The following is a 19,222-nucleotide window of genomic DNA, read 5'->3' as shown; positions in this document are numbered from 1 at the left end:
TGCGCGTAGTATAAAGGAGCTTTGCTAATTTCTAAAATGCCGAGATATTCGCTCAAAATTAGGAAGCTTTGATCATTGAGAAAAAATTGAAAATATAGATAAATGTGCAAGTGGGATTGGAAGTCGTCATATTCACTGTTGCAATCACGTCAAACTCTGTTCAATGAACAAAAAATAGCGTTACAATGCAGTGTTTTTGTATGACTACAAACAACTCCTCAATTTATATAAATCAAGGAAAGCATAATCCTATGTCACGTCTTGCCACTCGTTTTGAACAGCTTAAATCTCAGCAACGTAAAGCGCTTGTTTCTTATGTAATGGCAGGTGACCCGCATCCACAAGTAACAGTTCCTTTGCTTCATCAAATGGTTGAAGCAGGTGTTGATGTGATTGAGCTTGGTCTACCATTTTCAGATCCAATGGCTGATGGTCCTGTGATTGCTTTAGCTGCTGAGCGTGCTTTGGCAGGCGGAACCAATACTTTAGATGCTTTGGATATGGTTAAAGCCTTTCGTGAAAAAGATCAAACGACACCCGTTGTTTTGATGGGATATTTAAATCCTGTTGAAGTGATTGGTTATGAAAAGTTTGTCGCTTATGCGAAAGACTGTGGTGTTGATGGTGTTCTTTTGGTGGATTTACCACCTGAAGAGTCGAAGCAGTTTGGTGAAGTCTTGAAACAAAATGAGATGGATCAAATCTTCTTGCTTGCACCGACATCAACCGACAATCGTATTCAACACGTGGTTGATCAAGCCAGCGGTTTTGTTTACTACGTGTCACTAAAAGGTGTGACAGGTGCAGCAACATTAGATACCTCAGAAGCTGCGGCGCGTATTGCAAAAATTAAATCGAAAACCAATGTTCCTGTAGGTGTTGGTTTTGGGATTAGTGATGCAGCGTCTGCTAAAGCAATGGGTCAAGTTGCTGACGCGGTGATTGTAGGAAGTGCTTTCGTTAAATCTTTTGCAGCATTGCCAGCAGATGAAGCTGTGCAACAGACGGTGAATAAAGTGAAGGAGCTTCGAGCTGCGCTCGATGAGTTAGTATGAGTCAAGAATTAACAGCAGGGAAGGTTCTTAGCCCTTCAACACCTTGGACTGATCGTCAAGTTCCAGGTATTCAAGTTGCTGATGAACAACAGACATTCAAAGCGACGTTTACAGAACCTACAATTGAATGCCCTGAATGTCATGCACTTGTGACACGTACCGCAATGTCATTTAACGCATACGTTTGCCCTCAGTGTGATGAGCATTTACGTATGCGTGCTCGTGATCGTTTGAACTGGTTCTTTGATCAAGTCAATGGTGAGCTTGGTCAAGAGTTTAGTGCAAAAGATCCATTACAGTTTGTGGATAGCCGCCCTTACCCAGATCGTATGCGAGAGGCTCAAGATAAAACGGGTGAAACTGAAGCATTGATTGTCATGCAAGGTTCACTTAAAGGTTTAGATTTGATTGCATGTGCATTTGACTTCGACTTTATGGGTGGGTCAATGGGCACAGTGGTAGGTGATCGTTTTGTACAAGCGGCAGAGCGTGCGATTGCATTACATCAACCATTAATCTGTTTCGCAGCTTCTGGTGGCGCACGTATGCAAGAAGGCATGTTGTCTTTGATGCAAATGGCGCGTACTGCAGCTGCAATCCAAAAAATGAAAGAAGCACGTGTACCTTATTTAGTGGTACTCACTCACCCAGTTTATGGTGGTGTAACAGCATCATTGGCCATGTTAGGCGATGTACATATTGCTGAACCGAAGGCTATGATTGGCTTTGCTGGTAAGCGAGTGATTGAACAAACTGTACGTGAAAAATTGGAAGAACCATTCCAGCGTGCAGAATATTTGCTTGATCATGGTGTGGTCGATCAAATTGTTCATCGTCATGCATTACGTGATACTGTATACAGACTTGTAGCTAAACTGATGAACTTACCTTGAGACAGCACGCACCACATTCTACAGATACATTAACAACATGGCTCGATTATTGGAGCCATGTTCATGTTACAGGGATTGATTTAGGTTTAGAACGTGTTATTCCTGTCGCTGAAAAGCTAGGTGTAATGCGACCTAAAGCAAAAGTTTTTACGGTTGCTGGAACCAATGGCAAAGGTTCAACCACAACAACTTTAGCTGCAATTTTAAATGCGCAAGGTTATAAAGTTGGGCTGTATCAATCCCCGCACATTTATCGTTTTAATGAGCGAGTTAAACTTGCTGGAATCGAAGTTGATGATCAGCATTTGATTGATGCTTTTGTTTTAGTTGATCAAGCACGCCGTGAATGTGAGCTGAGCTTATCTTTCTTTGAAGCAACCACTTTGGCTGCTTTTGTTATTTTTAAGCAACAGCAATGTGATGTGTGGGTACTTGAAGTTGGTTTAGGTGGTCGTCTTGATGTCGTCAATGTGATCGATCCTGATATTGCGGTTATTACCAATATTGGATTGGATCATACGGATTGGTTAGGCGATAGCATTGAAAAGATTGCTTTTGAAAAAGCAGGCATTATTCGTCCCAACATTCCTGTCATTTTTGCTGGTCAACAACAGCTCCCTCAAGCGATTCAAGATAAAGTCACTGACACTCAAGCACAGTTGTATACGCTGAATCGAGATTATTTTTATCAATTAAATGAAGATGGTGAGACATGGTCTTTTGCTTCTTCTGGTACAACCCTAAAATTACCTGTTGGTCAATTAGCGTTAGATAATATTTCGACAGCAGTCGCAGCGATATTGGTGAGCGGCGTTGAAGTGACACAAGTTGCAATCGCAAGCGGAATTTTAAATGCTCGATTGCAAGGTCGTTTTGAAATTCGTCAAATTAAAGATAAAACGGTGATCTTTGATGCGGGCCATAACCCACATGGCGTCGAATTTTTATTGAATCAGTTGCGAAAATTCTTAAAATACAATAAACAGTACACAGAAGTTGTGGCTGTATTTTCCATGTTGGCAGATAAAGATATTGCTTCTGTCACCGATTTACTAAAAACAACAGTAAAAAATTGGTTTATTGCTACTTTAGATGTGCCTAGAGCCGCGCCTATGCCGCAGTTAACAGATGCGCTGCGTGGTGAACAGGTCGATGAGTTTGGCAGCATTCAGCAAGCGTTTGAAACTGCACTGAAGCAAAGCAATAACAATCAATTGATTTTAGTCTGTGGTTCGTTTCATACCTTGGAAGCGGTCTGGGAGTATTTAGAAGAATGTCAATGAATAACAAACAACGTTGGATGGGTGGCGTTGTTTTACTCGGTGGTGGTGTTTTATTGGCAGCATTACTTCTGAAAGGTAATGAAGAAATAGAGCAAGACAAAGCGCAAGCTGAGATTACTCATCCTATTCCCAAAACAGACTCAACTCCAAAAACTGCACAGCCTGCACAAGACAGTGACATGGTTTCATTACAACCTTTAGCGGTTGATGTTGAAACAGAGAAACGTTTACTTGAGGAGCAACGTAGATCTCGTGAAAAAGCAGTTGCTGAACAAGAAGCAAGAGCCGCCGAGTTTTTGAAGATGCAACAAGAGGCAGAAGCGGCAGCAGCACGTAAAGCAGCTGAAGAATATGCAGCGTTAAATGCACGCCGAGCAGCTGAGCAAGAAAGTTCAGACAATATTCCACCAGAAGTTGCTGAAGATGATAAAGCTAAAGCACAACGTCTGGCAGAAGAGAAACGTAAGCAAGACGAAAAGAAAAAGGCTGAACAACAAAAAGTAGATCAGCAAAAAGCTGATGCTGACAAGAAAGCGACGGAAGAGAAACGTAAAGCAGAAGCTGAGAAAAAGGCTGCTGAAGATAAGCGTAAAGCAGAAGCTGAGAAGAAGGCTACTGAAGATAAGCGTAAAGCTGATGCTGAGAAAAAGGCTGCTGAAGATAAGCGTAAAGCTGATGCTGAGAAGAAGGCTGCCGAAGAAAAACGTAAAGCAGAAGCAGATAAAAAAGCTGCTGATGAGAAAAAGCGTAAGGCTGAGGAAGCTAAGAAGAAAGCTGAAGCGGATAAAGCGCGTGAGATCATGGAAAGTGGCGATAAGAACTGGATGGTTCAGGTTGCTTTGGCTGCGAATCAAGCTAATGCGGATGCTGTTGTATCAAAGCTACGTGCTAAAGGCTATAAAGTGACAACAAGCCCAACGTCTAAAGGTATCCGTATTATGGTCGGTCCTGCCAAAGACCGTGATGTTGCAGATGCGACGCGTAAGAAGATTACCAGCGATGATAGTTTAAATATGAAGTCAGCATGGGTGATTGATTGGGTTCCACTTGATCAACGTTAAATGAAACCCTTGTCTAAACTTTGATTTAAGATGGATTCGACAGTTGCTGTTGAATCCATTTTACATTCTGAGGTGTAAATAAATGATCAATGTTTTTCCAAATCACATGATAACCATAGCCGCCTTCTTTCATTTCTTTGACGGCATCATCAATTGACCAATTTTCAAAAATAATTCGATACATGGCAATCGTTGCTCCAGTACGGTCAGAACCGTGATAACAATGTACTAAAATTTTATGATTATTCTGTTTTGCTGTTTGAATCGCTTTCATTGCTTTCAACAAATCAGAACGATTAATTGCCCACGTATAAATTGGAATATGTACCAAATTAAAATTCTGATCTTTTAAAACGATGGCATCTTCATTGCGAGCTCTCAAATTGATGATGGTATCAATTTTTTCAGATTTCAATGTTTGGGCTAACTCAGCATTTGGCTGCTCGCTTCGAAATACATCCTGACTCACTTGATAGAAATTGTGCGAATTTGAGATGAGTGTTCCCCAGTTTTGGGGGCGTTGCTCGTCATCTAAACTCGGGTGCTTCATACATCCGCTGACACTCAGTGTCGTAACTAAAATCGTGGCAATAAGAGTTCTTTTCATATTACTGATAACGGTTAAATTCAACTGGATCGTGCGCACAAATTAACTCAATACTTGATTCGTGTTGAGCGAGATATTGTAACTGCTTGAGGTTATGTATTCGTTGCTGGTTATTTTCTGCAAATAACCGTTCAGTGATACCAAGTGCACGTAGTTTATTGTTCGGATCTAACTCTAAATGTGAATAATAAGCATCACCACAGAAAAGTAACCAACCATCCGATTTTTTAATTGCAATCCCACAGTGACCAGCCGTATGTCCTAGCAGGGGAATCATCAAGATTTCATCTTGAAATAAAGGTAATCCTCTGACTTTTTGAAGATTAAACCATTCTTCGCCATCATTATGTTCAGCGAAGCTCCAATAGCGATGTTGTTTAAATTGGTCTGTTTTATAACGAAGTTTATTTTTAATAGATAAGGATTGTGTTGCATTGAACTCCGCTGCAAGTACATGAACTGTTGCATTTGGAAAATCTGAAATGCCGCCTGCATGATCAAAATCGAGATGAGTGACAAAGATATGTTTCACGTCATTTTGGCTAAAACCGAGTTGTTGAATTTGTTGAATGGCACTTAATTTTAAATTTGATTCGATATGCCCAACTTTTTTAACTAAAGTACCAAGGCGCTTTTCCATATTTAAATAATCTTGTAAGCCCAATCCCGTATCAATCAGCACTAAGCCTCGATCAGTTTCAATTAAGAGGCAATGGCAGACCAGATGTGCTTTCCAACCTTTCTGTCCAAATAATGGCGCGCATACAGGGCAAAAGCTTCCACAATGTAAATGATGGATGTTATAGATCATGAGCGTTTTTATTGTGTAATGAGCTGACTTATTCTTATAGCCTATTGATGCGTGCATACCCAAATATTTATTTCAAAAAAATGCCTATCGAGTAGATAGGCGATGGAGTTTTAATTTTTTATATTGCAAAATTTTGTGTATTTTTCGCTTTAATTGAAGCCTTTAAAAGTTAATTACCAGCATAGCTATTTATCTTTCTTGCAGAGCTTTGTTGATTCTCAGGAACGAGCGTTGCTCGTTTGATCCTTACTCAGGCTGTGGTGTCAATCTTAAGTAAGGTTTGATAGCCTTATAACCCTTTGGAAAACGTTGTTTGATTTCATCTTCATCTTTTAATGATGGAACAATCACAACGTCCTCACCTTGTTGCCAATTCGCAGGCGTTGCAACTTTATGATGATCCGTTAATTGCAATGAATCGATCACACGAAGTATTTCATTAAAATTACGACCTGTGGACGCAGGGTAGGTAATAATCAGACGAACTTTTTTATTTGGATCAATAATAATGAGTGAGCGAACAGTTAGTGTTTCACTGGCGTTTGGATGAATAAATCCGTACAGCTCAGACACTTTACGGTCTTTATCCGCAATAATCGGAAAATTAACGGTCGTATTTTGAGTTTCGTTAATGTCTTGAATCCAATTTTTATGAGACTCAACATCATCAACTGAAAGAGCAATCGCTTTAACACCACGTTTGTTAAACTCCTCTGAGAGCTTTGCCGTAAAGCCTAATTCAGTTGTACAAACAGGGGTAAAGTCGGCTGGATGTGAAAATAAGACACCCCAATGACCATCCAAGAATGAATAAAAATCAATGTGACCTACACTTGATTCTTGTTGGAAATTTGGAGCGATATCGCCTAATCGTAATGTCATAATAAATCCTAAAAATATTGTGTAATGGTCTTGTATGAACTCAATATGCAGCATTCAATTTATAAAGAAAATTATTGTTTTTTGATGTTGTTATCCATTTTTAAGATATAAGCAAAAAAGCGGTGTTAAAATATTGATCAGAATTTCACATTCAAGTCGATGTAACTTAAATGCAAATTTGCTACATTAACCGTCTTTAGTTGATTGATGTCAGAATCGCCTAGCAGATTTTTTTACCTGTTTGGATGCAAAGCCCTTGTAGTTCTTATTTCTGACACCATAATAAGGCTTATTCAGCTTTCTTTGATGAAAGCTTTAAGCTCGAAAGCTAAGAAAAAATTACCTATTTAAACAAACAGGATTAGAGAGTTTATTCATGTTGGCAAGTCTGATCGGAGGTATCTTCGGTACTAAAAATGAGCGTGAACTCAAACGCATGCGTAAAATTGTTGAGCAAATCAATGCGCTTGAACCGACGATATCTGCACTAAACGATGCAGACCTTTCTGCAAAAACTCCAGAATTCAAACAACGATTTAACAACGGTGAAAGCTTAGATAAATTATTGCCAGAAGCGTTTGCTGTTTGTCGTGAAGCTGCAAAACGTGTGATGGGTATGCGTCATTATGACGTTCAGCTTATCGGTGGTATTACACTTCATGAAGGTAAAATTGCCGAGATGCGTACTGGTGAGGGTAAAACTCTCATGGGTACATTGGCATGTTATCTCAATGCATTAAGTGGTCAAGGTGTTCACGTGATTACCGTGAATGATTACTTAGCACAGCGTGATGCTGAGTTGAACCGTCCATTATTCGAATTTTTAGGTTTGAGCATCGGTGTGATTTATTCGATGCAAATGCCTAATGAGAAAGCTCAAGCTTATCTTTCTGATATTACTTACGGTACGAACAACGAGTTTGGTTTCGATTATCTTCGAGACAACATGGTGTTTTCTCTACAAGAGAAAAAACAACGTGGTTTAAGCTATGCGATTATTGATGAGGTCGATTCGATCTTAATTGATGAAGCGCGAACACCATTGATCATTTCTGGTCAAAGCGAAGATTCATCTCAGCTCTATCAGTTAATCAACAGTATTCCACCAAAACTACATCCACAAAAAGAAGAGAAAGTGGCTGATGGCGGTCATTTCTGGGTGGACGAGAAACAACGTTCGGTTGAAATGACTGAAGTGGGTTATGAAACTGTTGAACAAGAATTGATTCGTATGGGCTTGTTAGCTGAAGGTGAAAGCCTTTATTCAGCAACGAACTTAAACTTGGTTCACCATGTAACCGCAGCGATTCGTGCGCATTATTTATATCAAAAGAATGTGCACTACATCATTGGTATTAATCCACAAACACAGAAAGAAGAAGTGATTATTGTGGATGAAAGCACTGGTCGTACCATGCCTGGTCGTCGTTGGTCAGAAGGTTTGCACCAAGCGGTTGAAGCTAAAGAGAACATGGAAATTCAGCCTGAAAACCAGACTTTAGCAACAACGACATTCCAGAACTATTTCCGTCTTTATAAAAAGCTTTCAGGTATGACAGGTACTGCTGATACTGAAGCAGCGGAAATGAAAGAAATTTATGGCTTAGATGTTGTGATTATCCCAACGCACCGTCCAATGGTTCGTCAAGATCACAACGACTTAATCTATCTAAATCGTAATGGTAAATACAACGCTATCATCGAAGAAATTACCAATATTCGTACTCAAGGTGTTGCACCGATTTTGATTGGTACAGCAACGATTGAAGCGAGTGAGATTTTATCTGCAAAACTATTGCAAGCAGGTATTCATCACGAGGTTTTGAACGCGAAACAGCATGAACGTGAAGCAGATATTATTGCGCAAGCGGGTAGCCCAAATGCAGTAACGATTGCAACTAACATGGCTGGTCGTGGTACCGATATCTTGCTTGGTGGTAACTGGAAAGCCAAACTTGCAAAAATTGAGAATCATACTGCTGAAGATGAAGCTCGTTTACAAGCACAGTGGGAAAAAGATCACGAAGATGTTTTAAGTTCAGGTGGTTTACATATTATCGGTTCTGAACGTCACGAATCACGTCGTATCGATAACCAGCTACGTGGTCGTGCGGGCCGTCAAGGTGATCCAGGTGTGTCACGTTTCTATCTATCTCTTGAAGATGATTTGATGCGTATCTTCGCGGGTGATCGTGTTGTTGCGATGATGCGTGCGATGGGTTTACAAGAGAACGAAGCTATTGAACACAAAATGGTGAGCCGTTCAATCGAGAATGCACAACGTAAAGTAGAAGCGCGTAACTTTGATATTCGTAAGAACTTATTGAAGTACGATGACGTGAATAACGAACAGCGTAAGATTATTTACTCTCAACGTGATGAAATCCTCGCTGAAAGTACATTGCAAGATTACATCGAAGAAATGCACCATGAGGTGATGAAGGGTGTTATTGCAAACTTTATTCCACCTGAGTCAATTCACGATCAGTGGGATATTGAAGGTTTAGAAAATGCATTACGTGCGGATTTAGGGGTTGATCTTCCTATTCAACAATGGTTAGAACAAGATCGCCGCTTAGATGAAGAAGGTCTAGTTGCACGTATCTCTGATGAGGTTGTAGCACGTTATCGTCAACGTCGTGAACAAATGGGTGCTGAATCAGCTTCAATGCTTGAACGTCACTTCATGTTGAATTCGCTAGATCGTCACTGGAAAGATCATTTAGCGGCTATGGATTACCTACGCCAAGGGATTCACTTACGTGGCTATGCACAGAAAAATCCTGAGCAAGAATACAAAAAAGAAGCATTTAACTTATTTGTGAATATGCTCGGTATTATTAAGTCAGATGTGGTGACTGATCTTTCTCGTGTACATGTACCGACAGCTGAGGAGCTAGCAGAGTTAGAAGCTCAACAGCAACGTCAAGCTGAGTCTATGCGTCTTTCATTTGAGCATGATGAGGTTGATGGTCTAACTGGTGAAGTGACCGTTTCAGAGGAAACTGAAGGTGATTTGAACCAAGCATTCCCTGTACCAGAAAGCCGTAATGCGCCATGTCCATGTGGATCTGGCCTTAAATATAAGCAATGTCACGGTAAAATCTAAACGATTTAGATCAGATGATATAAAAAGCAGAGCATAGGTCTCTGCTTTTTTACGAGAAGTAACTTGAGTCAAAACTGGCTTTGTAGTTTCATAAATAGACTTAAAGATCTTGATTGAATTCGCATTAAAAGCGGGAAGACAATGAAAAAAGCATTACAACTTTTAGTTTTAGCGAGTACAGCACTAACAGGTTTGGCATTTGCAAATGAGGCGACGCAAACGACGACTGTTGATAAAGTGATGGCTGCAAAAGGTTCAACTACAGCAGAAGCGCAAGTGAAACGCGAAGTGACGACAGTTGTCAGTCCTCGTACAGGAATTCGCTATACGCTCGGTGATACGGGTAATCGCCCAATCGTATTGCAAACTGCGGCAATTGCGCCTGCAAACTCTGCAAACATCAATCGTATTGTTGCGTCTAATCCAGCACTATCTGCAAAAAGCCAAGAAAAAGCCAAGATTGCTTTAATTGGTGAAGCGGCTGTACAAGCTGCTGATGCTGCGGCAGCTCAAACTGCAAGTGCTCAGACACAGCAAGCTGCTCAATAATATTGAGTAGGCAATAAAAAAGAGATGCTTTCGCATCTCTTTTTTATTGATGAATCAGGATTATAGAATACTTGGTAGTAGGATTAAGCCAATAATAATGGCAAACAATAACCACTTTGAAGCATAGTAAAGTGGACGGTTACGAGCTTTTAAACCACGTCCATAGTGATGAACTGCATACCCATATTTGAAAATACGGTTGATAAAACCTGTTTTATCTTGATCATCATTAGGCGAACTTGCTGCTGACATGACATTACGACCAAACCAATGGTTGAACTTTTGCGCCCAGCCCCATTTCATTGGGCGCTCAATATCACAGAACAAGATGATACGGGTTTCATCAGTTTTGTTTTCAGCCCAATGCACAAAGGTTTCATCAAAAACCGTTGCCTCACCATCTCTCCAGCTATAACGCTCTTGATCGACTTCAATAAAGCAATCATCACTATTTGGTGTTACGAGACCTAAGTGATAGCGTACTGAGCCAGCATAAGGGTCACGATGTTTACCTAAATAACTACCAGAAGGCAGTTCTGTAAACATGGCAGCTTTCACAGAAGGAATACTTTCAAGCAAGGCAACTGTTTTAGGGCAAAGTTGTTGTGCAGATGGATGGCTGTCTTGATACCATTTCAAATAGAAACGCTTCCAACCACGTTTAAAAAAGGTGTTAAAACCTGCATCATTATTTTTTTCAGCTGCTTTAATTTGATTTTGTAGCTGAATGGCTTCTTCTCGAATCACCTGCCAATTGTCTTGTAATGGTTTTAGCTCTGGAAATTGAGCAACATCAAAGAATGGCTGATTAGGTAATTTAGAAAAACCAGTCATAAACATGTTGACTGGTGCTAAGAATGTAGAATGGTCGAATAATTGTCGAGATGCTTTTAATCGTTCCTTACCACGGTAAAAAGTGTATAAAAAACTGACTAAAAATACGGCAACGATAATCACTGCGTACATAAGTACAATCGTCTAAAAAATAGGAGGCGGCTATTCTAGCATAAAAAATATTGTCGAGAATGTGTGGCGTTGATCAATATAATGCGACGAACTGTGCTGTCTGATGAGTGGTTGTTCGATAGAAGATGAATGATGATAGTAAGGGCAGAATGGATGTAATTAACTTATAAGATCATTATTGGATAGGCTGAGCATCAGAGTAATGCTCAGCCTAATATAAAACACTAAATTTGATTATTTACATCATCGTTTTTGGTTTCACGAATCAGTAAAAATGCAATTAAAGATAAGATTGACGCAACGCTGAGATATAAACCAACAGCGCCTAAGCCATAGCTTTCAGCAAGTTTTGTCGCAATATAGGGTGCAAATGAAGCGCCAAAAATACCTGCTAAGTTAAAGGTCAATGCTGAACCTGTATAGCGTACTGAGATTGGGAAAATTTCAGACAGCACCGTGCCGATTGGGCCATAGGTCAATCCCATGATCGAAAGCCCCATACATAAGAACAAGAATACGAGAATTGGGCTACCTGAGCCAAGTAAAGGGGCAAAGCACAAACCAAATAAAGCAGATAATACACATACGGCAATCGATGTATTTTTACGACCAAACTTCTCAGCAAAAATTGCAGACAAAGGAATAAATCCTGCAAAACATAAGGTAGCAACCAGTTGTAATTCTAAGAATTCACTGCGCGTATATCCCAACTGTGTTGTTCCCCATGTTAAGGCGAAAACGGTAGTGAGATAGAACACTACGAAGGTACAGATTGCAGCAATTGTACCAAGCACTAACATCGGGAAATGTTTTGTCATCACCTCTTTGAAAGGAACATTGACCTCTTTCTGTTTGTTCAGAACTTTTTGGAATGCAGGTGTTTCATGCAGTGTTAAACGGATATAGAGTCCCACTAACACTAAAATTGAACTTGCGACAAACGGAATACGCCATCCCCAAGTCATAAATGCTTGCTCAGACATAAATGCAGTAAGTAATAGGAAGGAACCTGTTGCCAAGATAAAGCCAATCGGTGCACCTAGTTGAGGAAACATTCCATACCAAGCACGTTTACCTTCAGGGGCATTTTCAGTTGCAAGTAGGACGGCACCACTCCATTCACCACCTAAACCAAGCCCTTGACCTAAACGACACAAGGCCAATAATAAAGGTGCAACGATTCCAATTTGAGCATAAGTGGGGAGGAGACCAATACATACGGTTGAAATCCCCATGGTCAACAGTGCTGCTACAAGGGTTGCCTTACGTCCAATCCGATCCCCTAAGTGTCCAAAAATGGCAGCACCGATCGGGCGTGCAATAAATGCGATCGCAAATGTCGCTAATGACTGCAAAATAGCTGCACTGCCACTGCTTTCAGGGAAAAATAGATGAGGGAAGATCAGGACTGCTGCGGTGGCGTAGATGTAAAAGTCAAAAAACTCAATCGTTGTGCCGACCAGACTGGCGAATAATACCCTTACTTTTGAATTGGTTGCCACTTCTGTGGTGACAGTCGTAGAACTTGACGACATACAAGACCTTCATTTTTTGTGTTCAAGAAGCAGAAATGAAACTGTCTTGAAATTCCTTTTTGAATGCGGGATTTACTCAGAAAACTGAAAGTTAAGATTTAAGTTGTTGAGTGACCAAGCTTAAAGTACATAACAATAGATTGCTAGAAAGTGTAAACCTGCCCCTATTAGCACAAAAACATGCCAAATTGCGTGGGTATATCTTACCTTTTTTAAAGCATAAAACAACGTACCGACGGTATAGGCAACACCGCCAGCGATGAGTAATTGAATTGCACCCTGTGAGAGATACTTTTGCATATCATCCATGACCAAAACAGCTAACCATCCCATAACAAGATAAGCTGCTAAAGAGACCTTTTGGAAACGATGAATAAAAACTAATTTAAACAGTGTGCCAATCAAAGCAATCACCCAAAGTGCAATCAGTAAGTAATGCGCTTTGGCTGTTGGGATTGCGATACTGAGGAAGGGAGTATAGGTTCCTGCAATTAAATAATAAATCGCGGTGTGATCCAGTTTTTTATACCAATAACGTTTACGTTCATCTTGCGCAAAATGATAGATCATTGAACTAAACAGTAATAAGACAAGGCTGAAGCCGTAGACCCATAGACTAATCCATTGTCCGAGTGGCAATGTATGTCCTTTAATAATCAAGCATACAGATGCAATGAGTGCGAGTGCAGCACCTATACCGTGACTATATGCATTAAGTAGTTCTTCTTTCGGGTCATAGTCCAACAATGTTTTTGTGTTCATCTAGCAATTAGGCTGCATAAAAATACAACTGTATCGTAATGCAATTTCCCTTTTAAAGTAAGACGCTTTAAAATTTAGTTTCTATTTGTCAGGTTTTCATTATGTTTGCGCCGAATTTTTCATTTGAACAAGAACAGCAGTTTTTCTTGGATATCCAGCAATCGATTGAAAATCAAAGCTTTGATCGTCTGATCTTGAGTCAGTATAAAGGTGAGTTGGCACAATTAGAGAAAATGACATTCCGTCAAATTGAGTTACAAGGTCAAGCCACTTTATCTTGTCTATATCATTATCCGACACAAGACATTACCAAAAACTATTCTATTGATGAAGGTTTAGAAAAAATTGCTGAACTTTTATCGCAATCCAAACAAGCCAATCTATTTACTTTGCATGAAGATGTTCAACTTAAGAAAAATAAAAAGAAAGCGATGCTAAGTCGACAAAAAAAACAAGCAGAAGCAACTAAAATCGAGCAACAGCATAATCGTGAAAAACATCGTTATGTACAACAGCAGAGTCCATTTTTAAAGCATCTTGGTATTACTGATGAAAAGGGACAAGTAATTCCAAGCATGGCACGTAAATGGAAACAGATTAATAAGTTTATTGAAATCTTTTCAAATGCCTATGAACAAATCGATGCATCCCAACAAGCGTTGAATATTGTAGATTTTGGTTCAGGTAAAGGTTATTTAACTTTTGCTTTATATGATTATTTACAGGCTCAAAATAAAACGCCGTTGATTACAGGTGTTGAATTACGTTCTAACTTAGTTGAGTTCTGTCAGCAGGTCGCAGATGAGGTTGGATTTAATCATCTTGATTTTTTTGAAGGTGATGTGCGTAGTTATCAACCAGCAAAATTAGATGTGATGATTGCACTACATGCCTGCGACATTGCAACTGACTTTGCGATTCATACAGGTATTCGTTTAAATGCTTCAATGATTATGTGTGCGCCATGTTGTCATAAAGAACTACGTCCGCAGTTGAAAAGCCCAGAGGTATTACAACCGATGCTGCAATTTGGTATCCATGCGGGGCAGCAAGCAGAGATGCTGACGGATACGTTGAGAGCGTTATTGTTGAAAGCTTATGGCTATGAAACCAAAGTTTTTGAGTTTGTTTCTTTAGAACACACCAGTAAGAATAAAATGATTTTAGCAACCAAACGTAAAGATATTCAGCAGCCTGATGAAAAAATTATGCAGCAGATTCAAGCATTAAAAGAAATGTATGGCATTCAAAAGCAAAGCTTAGAACTATTGTTGCAAGATCAAATGCCAATCGAGAATATCGGCTGCAAATGCTAAGAGAGAAATATGTTCAGCGTTAAACAGGGTTCGTGGGATCAATTACAGCAGGATGCAAAACTCATTCGGGAATTGGTTTTTATTTCTGAACAAAACATTCCTGAGCAAGATGAGTGGGATGATCAAGATGCAATTTCTCAGCACTTTGTCGTTTATGAACAAAAACAACCGATTGCGACGGCTCGGCTATTAGTAAACAATAGTGTAGGACGTGTTGCTGTGCTCAAAACTTATCGTGGTCAGGGCATAGGTCGATTGATTATGCTGGAGATTATTGCTTACGCTCAGGCTCAAAAACGACCAAGCTTACAGCTATCGTCACAAGTTCATGCAATTTCATTTTATGAAAAGCTTGGCTTTAGCATACAAGGCGATGAATATGATGAGTGTGGCATCCCCCATATTGAAATGGTGATGCCGATTGGTCTTCACAGTTTATAAGTGAATCATTCGATCAACTTATTTTTGCTGATTTTGCTCAACAACTTCTGATGCAGCAGATGCATGTTGAGCCAGTTCTTTTTCTTGTTGTGCTTTACGTTGCGCGCCCGGCATATAGTCAGGTTCTTGCGTCATTGCTAAATAGAAAAAGCTTAAAAAAATGGTGCTGAGTACACCAACGATGATGACAAATTTCCAGCCTAAAACAGTTTCGTTAGAATCTTTGTGAGAATTTGAGCGATCACTCATAAAAAATATCCAAAAATAAAAAATTAAATTTTGCATTGTAATAACAAAAATAAAGAACTGAGCAATGCTCAGAAAACCATAAATATTATATGGTTTTATCCTGTGTTTGAGTGCATTTTCATGATTTATATTTTTGATTGAGTTGAAGCGATTGATTTGAAAATATTGAAGTGATTGGTTATGAATGTTTGTGTAATTTGAATGAGAAGCCGTCAACATTGCTGAGATTGACGGCTTGATTATTTGATTAAAGCAGCTTCCACTGCTCAATTGCTTTAAACCCTGTTTCTATTCCAACATCGTAGCTATAACGGATTTTGGCTTTGTTCTTTGAGAGACGTCCCGCCATATTTTTGAGATCAGGAGGACATACTTCTAATATTTTCTGTTGTGATGACGAACGTACAAATTCTACCGAGTCATTATAACGTTGAGTCCGTGCTAATAGGCTCTGAGCAAATCCTCGTTGTTGCTTAAACATATATTTTGCTAAGAATTGATCACCTTTGCTGCTTGCTTTGAAGTAGCTTTTTGGTCGTGTACGTAACACCATAAGCTTTGAAACATTGTTTTGTTGAGCAGCCCAGTGGATGGGAAGGGCATCTGCTACACCACCATCAAAATAAGGCTCACCAAAGACTTCAACAGCTTGACGAGTCAATACAGGAATGGAACTTGATGCTCTTAAACCTTCTAAGATATTGTCTTTTGACGCTTTGATATAGGTGGCTTCGCCTGAAATAGCATGAGTAAGCACCATATAGAATTCAGGATGATTGGCAAATAAATGACTTTGATTTAGCGGATGCTCTTTTTCAACGACATCCCACATCCATTTTAAATCCAATAAATCACCACCTTTAAAAAAGCGACCGTATTGGATAAATTCGGAACGAAGTGAGTGATCTAAATAGATTTGTAGCGTGCGACCTTGTTGTGCAGCTAAGTAATTGGCGAGATTGGTTGAACCAGAAGAAACACCGACACATAGATCGAAGGGGTTAAACTGTTGCTGCAAAAATGCATCTAAGACACCGCTGGTAAATGCACCACGCATTCCACCGCCTTCAACGACCAGTGCCTGACGATTTTGTTGAAGCATTGAAAATCTCGAATAACATGATAAATCCCTGTTTAACACGGATTTATCATGTTCGACAATAACACTTTAGTGATTGTGTTGATGTCCTTCAGCGTTGTCCATTTTCATTGGCATAGAGGATTGTGACATTTCAGCTGGAGTTACGGCTTTCTTTTGGTTCATCGGCATGTAATCTGGCTCATTGTTGATCGCCAAATAGAAAATCACCATAAATAAAAAGCTTAAAACACAAGTGATGATGAGTGCTTTCCAGCCCCAAGGAGATGTTTCAGGACAGAGTTTTTCAGACATAAGAAATTTCCAAAAGATGCGAAAAAATAAAGCTTAATTGGGTAAAGTTATAGCATAAATTGTGATGTATTACTCAGATGTTTTGCTGTGATTTTGTCGAGAGAATAAAAAGCCCGTACAGACAAGGAGTTCCATACGGGCCTTAACGGGCTTTAGTGAATCAAGATTATTGAATCACAGTTTTTTGCTGTGCTTTCTCTTTCAATAAATTTGGTGGATTGAAACGTTCACCAAATTTAGCAGCAAGCTCTTCTGAGCGTTGAAGTGATTGCTCAATACCATTTTGATTGAGGAACTGAATCGCTCCACCTGTCCACGGTGCAAAACCGATCCCAAAAATAGAACCAACATTGGCATCAATCACTGACTCTAAAACACCTTCTTCATAGCAGCGTAAAGTATCGAGTGCTTGAACAAACAAGAAACGGTCAATCATATCTTGTTCAGAGATGTCATTTTCTTTACTCCAACGGCTTAGACCATCCCATAAATGTTTTTTACCATTTTCAGGATAATCATAGAAACCAGCACCTGCGGCTTTACCTTTACGATTCAGCTCATGAATCATGGTGTGAACCACTTCATCCACAGGTGTTTTTGGTAAATCTTTACCTTCTGCTTGAAGTGCTTTTCGTGTTTCTCCTGCAACATGCTCGGTCAATGTTAAAGAGACTTCATCTTGAATTGCCAATGGCCCTACTGGCATACCTGCTTTGAGTGCAGCCATTTCAATTTTTGCTGGATGCACACCTTCAGCAAGTAAGCGCATACCTTCTTGAATGAATGTTCCGAATACGCGACTGGTGAAGAAGCCACGGCTGTCATTGACTACGATTGGCGTTTTAGCAATTTGCTGTACAAAGTCATAGGCTTTAGCCAATGTTTCGGCAGAAGTCTCTTTACCTTTGATAATTTCGACCAATTGCATTTTGTCAACTGGGCTAAAGAAATGCAGGCCAATAAAGTTCTGTGCATCTTTACTTGCTGTCGCTAAACCCGTAATTGGCAGAGTAGAGGTGTTCGATGCAAAGATTCCACCCTCAGCTAAATACTGTTCAGCTTCTTGTGTCACTTTGGCTTTTAATTCCTGATTCTCAAATACTGCTTCAATGATTAAGTCACAGCCCTGTAGGTCAGCCGCATCTGCGGTTGCAGTAATTAGTGCTAAGACTTGATCACGCTTTTCAGCAGACATTCGACCTTGCGAAACGCGTTTATCAAGGAGCTTTTGTGAATACGCTTTACCTTTCTCTGCATTTTCAACTGAGACATCTTTCAGAACAACAGGAATGCCTTTGATTGCGGTTGAGTAGGCAATACCTGCACCCATCATCCCAGCACCCAACACACCGACTTTCTTCGCTTGCCATTTTGCAACATCAGTAGGGCGACTCGCACCTGATTTAATTGCATTTAGACCATGCCAGAAGGTACCGATCATGTTCTTCGATACTTGCCCCACAGTCAGTTGAGTGAAGTAGCGTGACTCGATACGTAAAGCGGTATCCACATCGACTTGCGCACCTTCAACCGCGGCAGCCATGATCGCTTCAGGAGCAGGATAGCAACCTTTGGTTTTGTCACGTAGCATCGCTGGTGCAATTGCTAATACTTGAGCCACCGCAGGCGTTTTAGGGTCGCCACCTGGAATTTTGTAACCTTTGACATCAAATGGTTGTTGTGATTTCGGATTGGCTTTCACCCAAGCAATCGCTTTATCTAAAAGCTCTTGTTCATTTTCAGCCGTGTCATGTACTAAACCAAGCGATTTTGCTTTATCGACACCAAATTGCTTTCCTTCCATCAAGAAGGGAAATGCATTTTGTAGACCAAGCAAACGTACCATACGCACGATACCACCACCGCCTGGAAGCAAGCCTAAAGTTACTTCAGGTAAACCAAATTTGGTTTTCGGATCATTGATGGCAATACGATAATGACAACCTAAAGCGATTTCCCAGCCACCGCCAAGCGCAGTACCGTTTAAAGCTGCTACAACTGGAACTCCTAAAGTTTCAATCGTACGTAAGTCACCTTTGAGCTTTTCAATCATTTTGAAGAACTCAGTCGCATGTTCAGGTTGCACTTGAATCAGTTCATCCAAGTCACCGCCTGCAAAAAAGGTTTTCTTGGCAGAACAGAAAATAATACCTTTCAGTTCAGTTTCAGCCTTTAATTTTTGACTGACTCCATCGAGTGAATCACGGAACTCTGCATTCATGGTATTTGCAGATTGACCAGATGAATCAAGGGTAAGAATTACAATATTGTCAGCGTTTTTTTCGTATTTAATAGCGCTCATGTTGTGCT

At 40.0% G+C, this 19,222-nt stretch carries 18 protein-coding genes; 8 read left to right on the top strand and 10 right to left on the bottom strand.

Going from position 1 to position 19,222, the window contains the following annotated elements; genetic code table 11:
* Positions 1-251 precede the first annotated feature (251 nt).
* The 4 genes from trpA to F959_RS02505 are packed head-to-tail and all read left to right on the top strand — an operon-like array spanning position 252 to position 4,292.
* The gene (gene trpA / locus F959_RS02520) at positions 252-1,055 is read left to right on the top strand and encodes a tryptophan synthase subunit alpha (RefSeq protein WP_004877253.1); all 804 of its coding nucleotides are present in this window, start codon (positions 252-254) and stop codon (positions 1,053-1,055) included.
* On the top strand, positions 1,052-1,948 hold the full coding sequence (gene accD, locus F959_RS02515) for an acetyl-CoA carboxylase, carboxyltransferase subunit beta (protein WP_004877252.1): 897 nt from the start codon (positions 1,052-1,054) through the stop codon (positions 1,946-1,948). Before trpA ends, accD begins: the two co-directional genes overlap by 4 nt.
* Positions 1,945-3,231: a bifunctional tetrahydrofolate synthase/dihydrofolate synthase gene (folC, locus tag F959_RS02510; RefSeq protein ID WP_004877251.1), complete on the top strand. Its 1,287-nt coding sequence runs from the start codon at positions 1,945-1,947 to the stop codon at positions 3,229-3,231. Before accD ends, folC begins: the two co-directional genes overlap by 4 nt.
* Positions 3,222-4,292, top strand: coding sequence for an SPOR domain-containing protein (locus F959_RS02505; RefSeq protein WP_004877249.1), 1,071 nt, complete (start codon positions 3,222-3,224; stop codon positions 4,290-4,292). The genes folC and F959_RS02505 overlap by 10 nt, the downstream gene beginning before the upstream one ends.
* A gap of 25 nt (positions 4,293-4,317) precedes the next feature.
* Here F959_RS02505 and F959_RS02500 read toward each other — a convergent pair whose 3' ends face one another.
* The 3 genes from F959_RS02500 to F959_RS02490 all read right to left on the bottom strand — a co-directional run bounded on the left by F959_RS02500 (position 4,318) and on the right by F959_RS02490 (position 6,592).
* A complete protein-coding gene (locus F959_RS02500; RefSeq protein ID WP_007482537.1) occupies positions 4,318-4,899 on the bottom strand; it encodes a dual specificity protein phosphatase family protein in 582 nt (193 codons plus the stop codon).
* Between the two features lies 1 nt (position 4,900).
* Entirely contained in the window at positions 4,901-5,710 is an 810-nt protein-coding gene (locus tag F959_RS02495; RefSeq protein ID WP_004877245.1) for an MBL fold metallo-hydrolase, read from the bottom strand.
* Between the two features lie 246 nt (positions 5,711-5,956).
* Positions 5,957-6,592: a peroxiredoxin gene (locus F959_RS02490; RefSeq protein WP_004877243.1), complete on the bottom strand. Its 636-nt coding sequence runs from the start codon at positions 6,590-6,592 to the stop codon at positions 5,957-5,959.
* Positions 6,593-6,968: 376 nt separating this feature from the next.
* Between F959_RS02490 and secA the strand changes: the two genes are divergently transcribed.
* Positions 6,969-9,701 carry a preprotein translocase subunit SecA gene (gene secA, locus F959_RS02485; protein ID WP_004877241.1) on the top strand — a complete coding sequence of 911 codons (2,733 nt, stop codon included), beginning with the start codon at positions 6,969-6,971 and terminating at the stop codon, positions 9,699-9,701.
* A 141-nt stretch (positions 9,702-9,842) separates the two neighbouring features.
* Entirely contained in the window at positions 9,843-10,250 is a 408-nt protein-coding gene (locus F959_RS02480; protein ID WP_004877239.1) for a hypothetical protein, read from the top strand.
* 60 nt (positions 10,251-10,310) lie between these two features.
* On the opposite strand, the gene lpxO is transcribed toward F959_RS02480, so the two are convergent.
* The 3 genes from lpxO to trhA all read right to left on the bottom strand — a co-directional run bounded on the left by lpxO (position 10,311) and on the right by trhA (position 13,513).
* On the bottom strand, positions 10,311-11,216 hold the full coding sequence (lpxO, locus tag F959_RS02475; protein WP_004877237.1) for a lipid A hydroxylase LpxO: 906 nt from the start codon (positions 11,214-11,216) through the stop codon (positions 10,311-10,313).
* Positions 11,217-11,440: 224 nt separating this feature from the next.
* Positions 11,441-12,751 (bottom strand): MFS transporter, encoded by a 1,311-nt coding sequence (locus F959_RS02470; RefSeq protein WP_004877235.1) that lies wholly within the window; start codon positions 12,749-12,751, stop codon positions 11,441-11,443.
* A gap of 120 nt (positions 12,752-12,871) precedes the next feature.
* Positions 12,872-13,513 carry a PAQR family membrane homeostasis protein TrhA gene (gene trhA, locus F959_RS02465; protein ID WP_004877233.1) on the bottom strand — a complete coding sequence of 214 codons (642 nt, stop codon included), beginning with the start codon at positions 13,511-13,513 and terminating at the stop codon, positions 12,872-12,874.
* 101 nt (positions 13,514-13,614) lie between these two features.
* Between trhA and F959_RS02460 the strand changes: the two genes are divergently transcribed.
* Positions 13,615-14,829: a class I SAM-dependent methyltransferase gene (locus F959_RS02460; protein WP_004877232.1), complete on the top strand. Its 1,215-nt coding sequence runs from the start codon at positions 13,615-13,617 to the stop codon at positions 14,827-14,829.
* Between the two features lie 9 nt (positions 14,830-14,838).
* Positions 14,839-15,270, top strand: a complete 432-nt coding sequence (locus F959_RS02455; protein WP_004877230.1) for a GNAT family N-acetyltransferase — start codon at positions 14,839-14,841, stop codon at positions 15,268-15,270.
* Positions 15,271-15,288: 18 nt separating this feature from the next.
* On the opposite strand, the gene F959_RS02450 is transcribed toward F959_RS02455, so the two are convergent.
* The 4 genes from F959_RS02450 to F959_RS02435 all read right to left on the bottom strand — a co-directional run bounded on the left by F959_RS02450 (position 15,289) and on the right by F959_RS02435 (position 19,214).
* A complete protein-coding gene (locus tag F959_RS02450) occupies positions 15,289-15,519 on the bottom strand; it encodes a hypothetical protein (protein WP_004877228.1) in 231 nt (76 codons plus the stop codon).
* Positions 15,520-15,766: 247 nt separating this feature from the next.
* Positions 15,767-16,621: a patatin-like phospholipase family protein gene (locus F959_RS02445; RefSeq protein WP_004877226.1), complete on the bottom strand. Its 855-nt coding sequence runs from the start codon at positions 16,619-16,621 to the stop codon at positions 15,767-15,769.
* Positions 16,622-16,687: 66 nt separating this feature from the next.
* On the bottom strand, positions 16,688-16,912 hold the full coding sequence (locus F959_RS02440; RefSeq protein WP_004877224.1) for a hypothetical protein: 225 nt from the start codon (positions 16,910-16,912) through the stop codon (positions 16,688-16,690).
* Positions 16,913-17,078: 166 nt separating this feature from the next.
* A complete protein-coding gene (locus tag F959_RS02435; RefSeq protein ID WP_004877222.1) occupies positions 17,079-19,214 on the bottom strand; it encodes a 3-hydroxyacyl-CoA dehydrogenase NAD-binding domain-containing protein in 2,136 nt (711 codons plus the stop codon).
* Positions 19,215-19,222: the final 8 nt, after the last annotated feature.

Origin of the sequence: Acinetobacter venetianus RAG-1 = CIP 110063 (genome assembly GCF_000368585.1) — a bacterium.
Lineage (GTDB): Bacteria > Pseudomonadota > Gammaproteobacteria > Pseudomonadales > Moraxellaceae > Acinetobacter > Acinetobacter venetianus.
The sequence above is the reverse complement of the archived record's forward strand: the minus strand, read 5'-3'. Positions and strand labels throughout refer to the sequence as shown.

Bases quoted from the DNA above. Each gene is read 5' to 3' on its own strand.
- F959_RS02460 (WP_004877232.1), top strand. From the start codon at position 13,615: ATGTTTGCGCCGAATTTTTCATTTGAACAAGAACAGCAGTTTTTCTTG.
- lpxO (WP_004877237.1), bottom strand. From the start codon at position 11,216: ATGTACGCAGTGATTATCGTTGCCGTATTTTTAGTCAGTTTTTTATAC.
- F959_RS02445 (WP_004877226.1), bottom strand. From the start codon at position 16,621: ATGCTTCAACAAAATCGTCAGGCACTGGTCGTTGAAGGCGGTGGAATG.
- trpA (WP_004877253.1), top strand. From the start codon at position 252: ATGTCACGTCTTGCCACTCGTTTTGAACAGCTTAAATCTCAGCAACGT.
- F959_RS02480 (WP_004877239.1), top strand. From the start codon at position 9,843: ATGAAAAAAGCATTACAACTTTTAGTTTTAGCGAGTACAGCACTAACA.
- F959_RS02470 (WP_004877235.1), bottom strand. From the start codon at position 12,751: ATGTCGTCAAGTTCTACGACTGTCACCACAGAAGTGGCAACCAATTCA.
- F959_RS02495 (WP_004877245.1), bottom strand. From the start codon at position 5,710: ATGATCTATAACATCCATCATTTACATTGTGGAAGCTTTTGCCCTGTA.
- F959_RS02490 (WP_004877243.1), bottom strand. From the start codon at position 6,592: ATGACATTACGATTAGGCGATATCGCTCCAAATTTCCAACAAGAATCA.
- F959_RS02450 (WP_004877228.1), bottom strand. From the start codon at position 15,519: ATGAGTGATCGCTCAAATTCTCACAAAGATTCTAACGAAACTGTTTTA.
- accD (WP_004877252.1), top strand. From the start codon at position 1,052: ATGAGTCAAGAATTAACAGCAGGGAAGGTTCTTAGCCCTTCAACACCT.
- secA (WP_004877241.1), top strand. From the start codon at position 6,969: ATGTTGGCAAGTCTGATCGGAGGTATCTTCGGTACTAAAAATGAGCGT.
- F959_RS02455 (WP_004877230.1), top strand. From the start codon at position 14,839: ATGTTCAGCGTTAAACAGGGTTCGTGGGATCAATTACAGCAGGATGCA.
- F959_RS02500 (WP_007482537.1), bottom strand. From the start codon at position 4,899: ATGAAAAGAACTCTTATTGCCACGATTTTAGTTACGACACTGAGTGTC.
- F959_RS02505 (WP_004877249.1), top strand. From the start codon at position 3,222: ATGTCAATGAATAACAAACAACGTTGGATGGGTGGCGTTGTTTTACTC.
- trhA (WP_004877233.1), bottom strand. From the start codon at position 13,513: ATGAACACAAAAACATTGTTGGACTATGACCCGAAAGAAGAACTACTT.
- F959_RS02440 (WP_004877224.1), bottom strand. From the start codon at position 16,912: ATGTCTGAAAAACTCTGTCCTGAAACATCTCCTTGGGGCTGGAAAGCA.
- F959_RS02435 (WP_004877222.1), bottom strand. From the start codon at position 19,214: ATGAGCGCTATTAAATACGAAAAAAACGCTGACAATATTGTAATTCTT.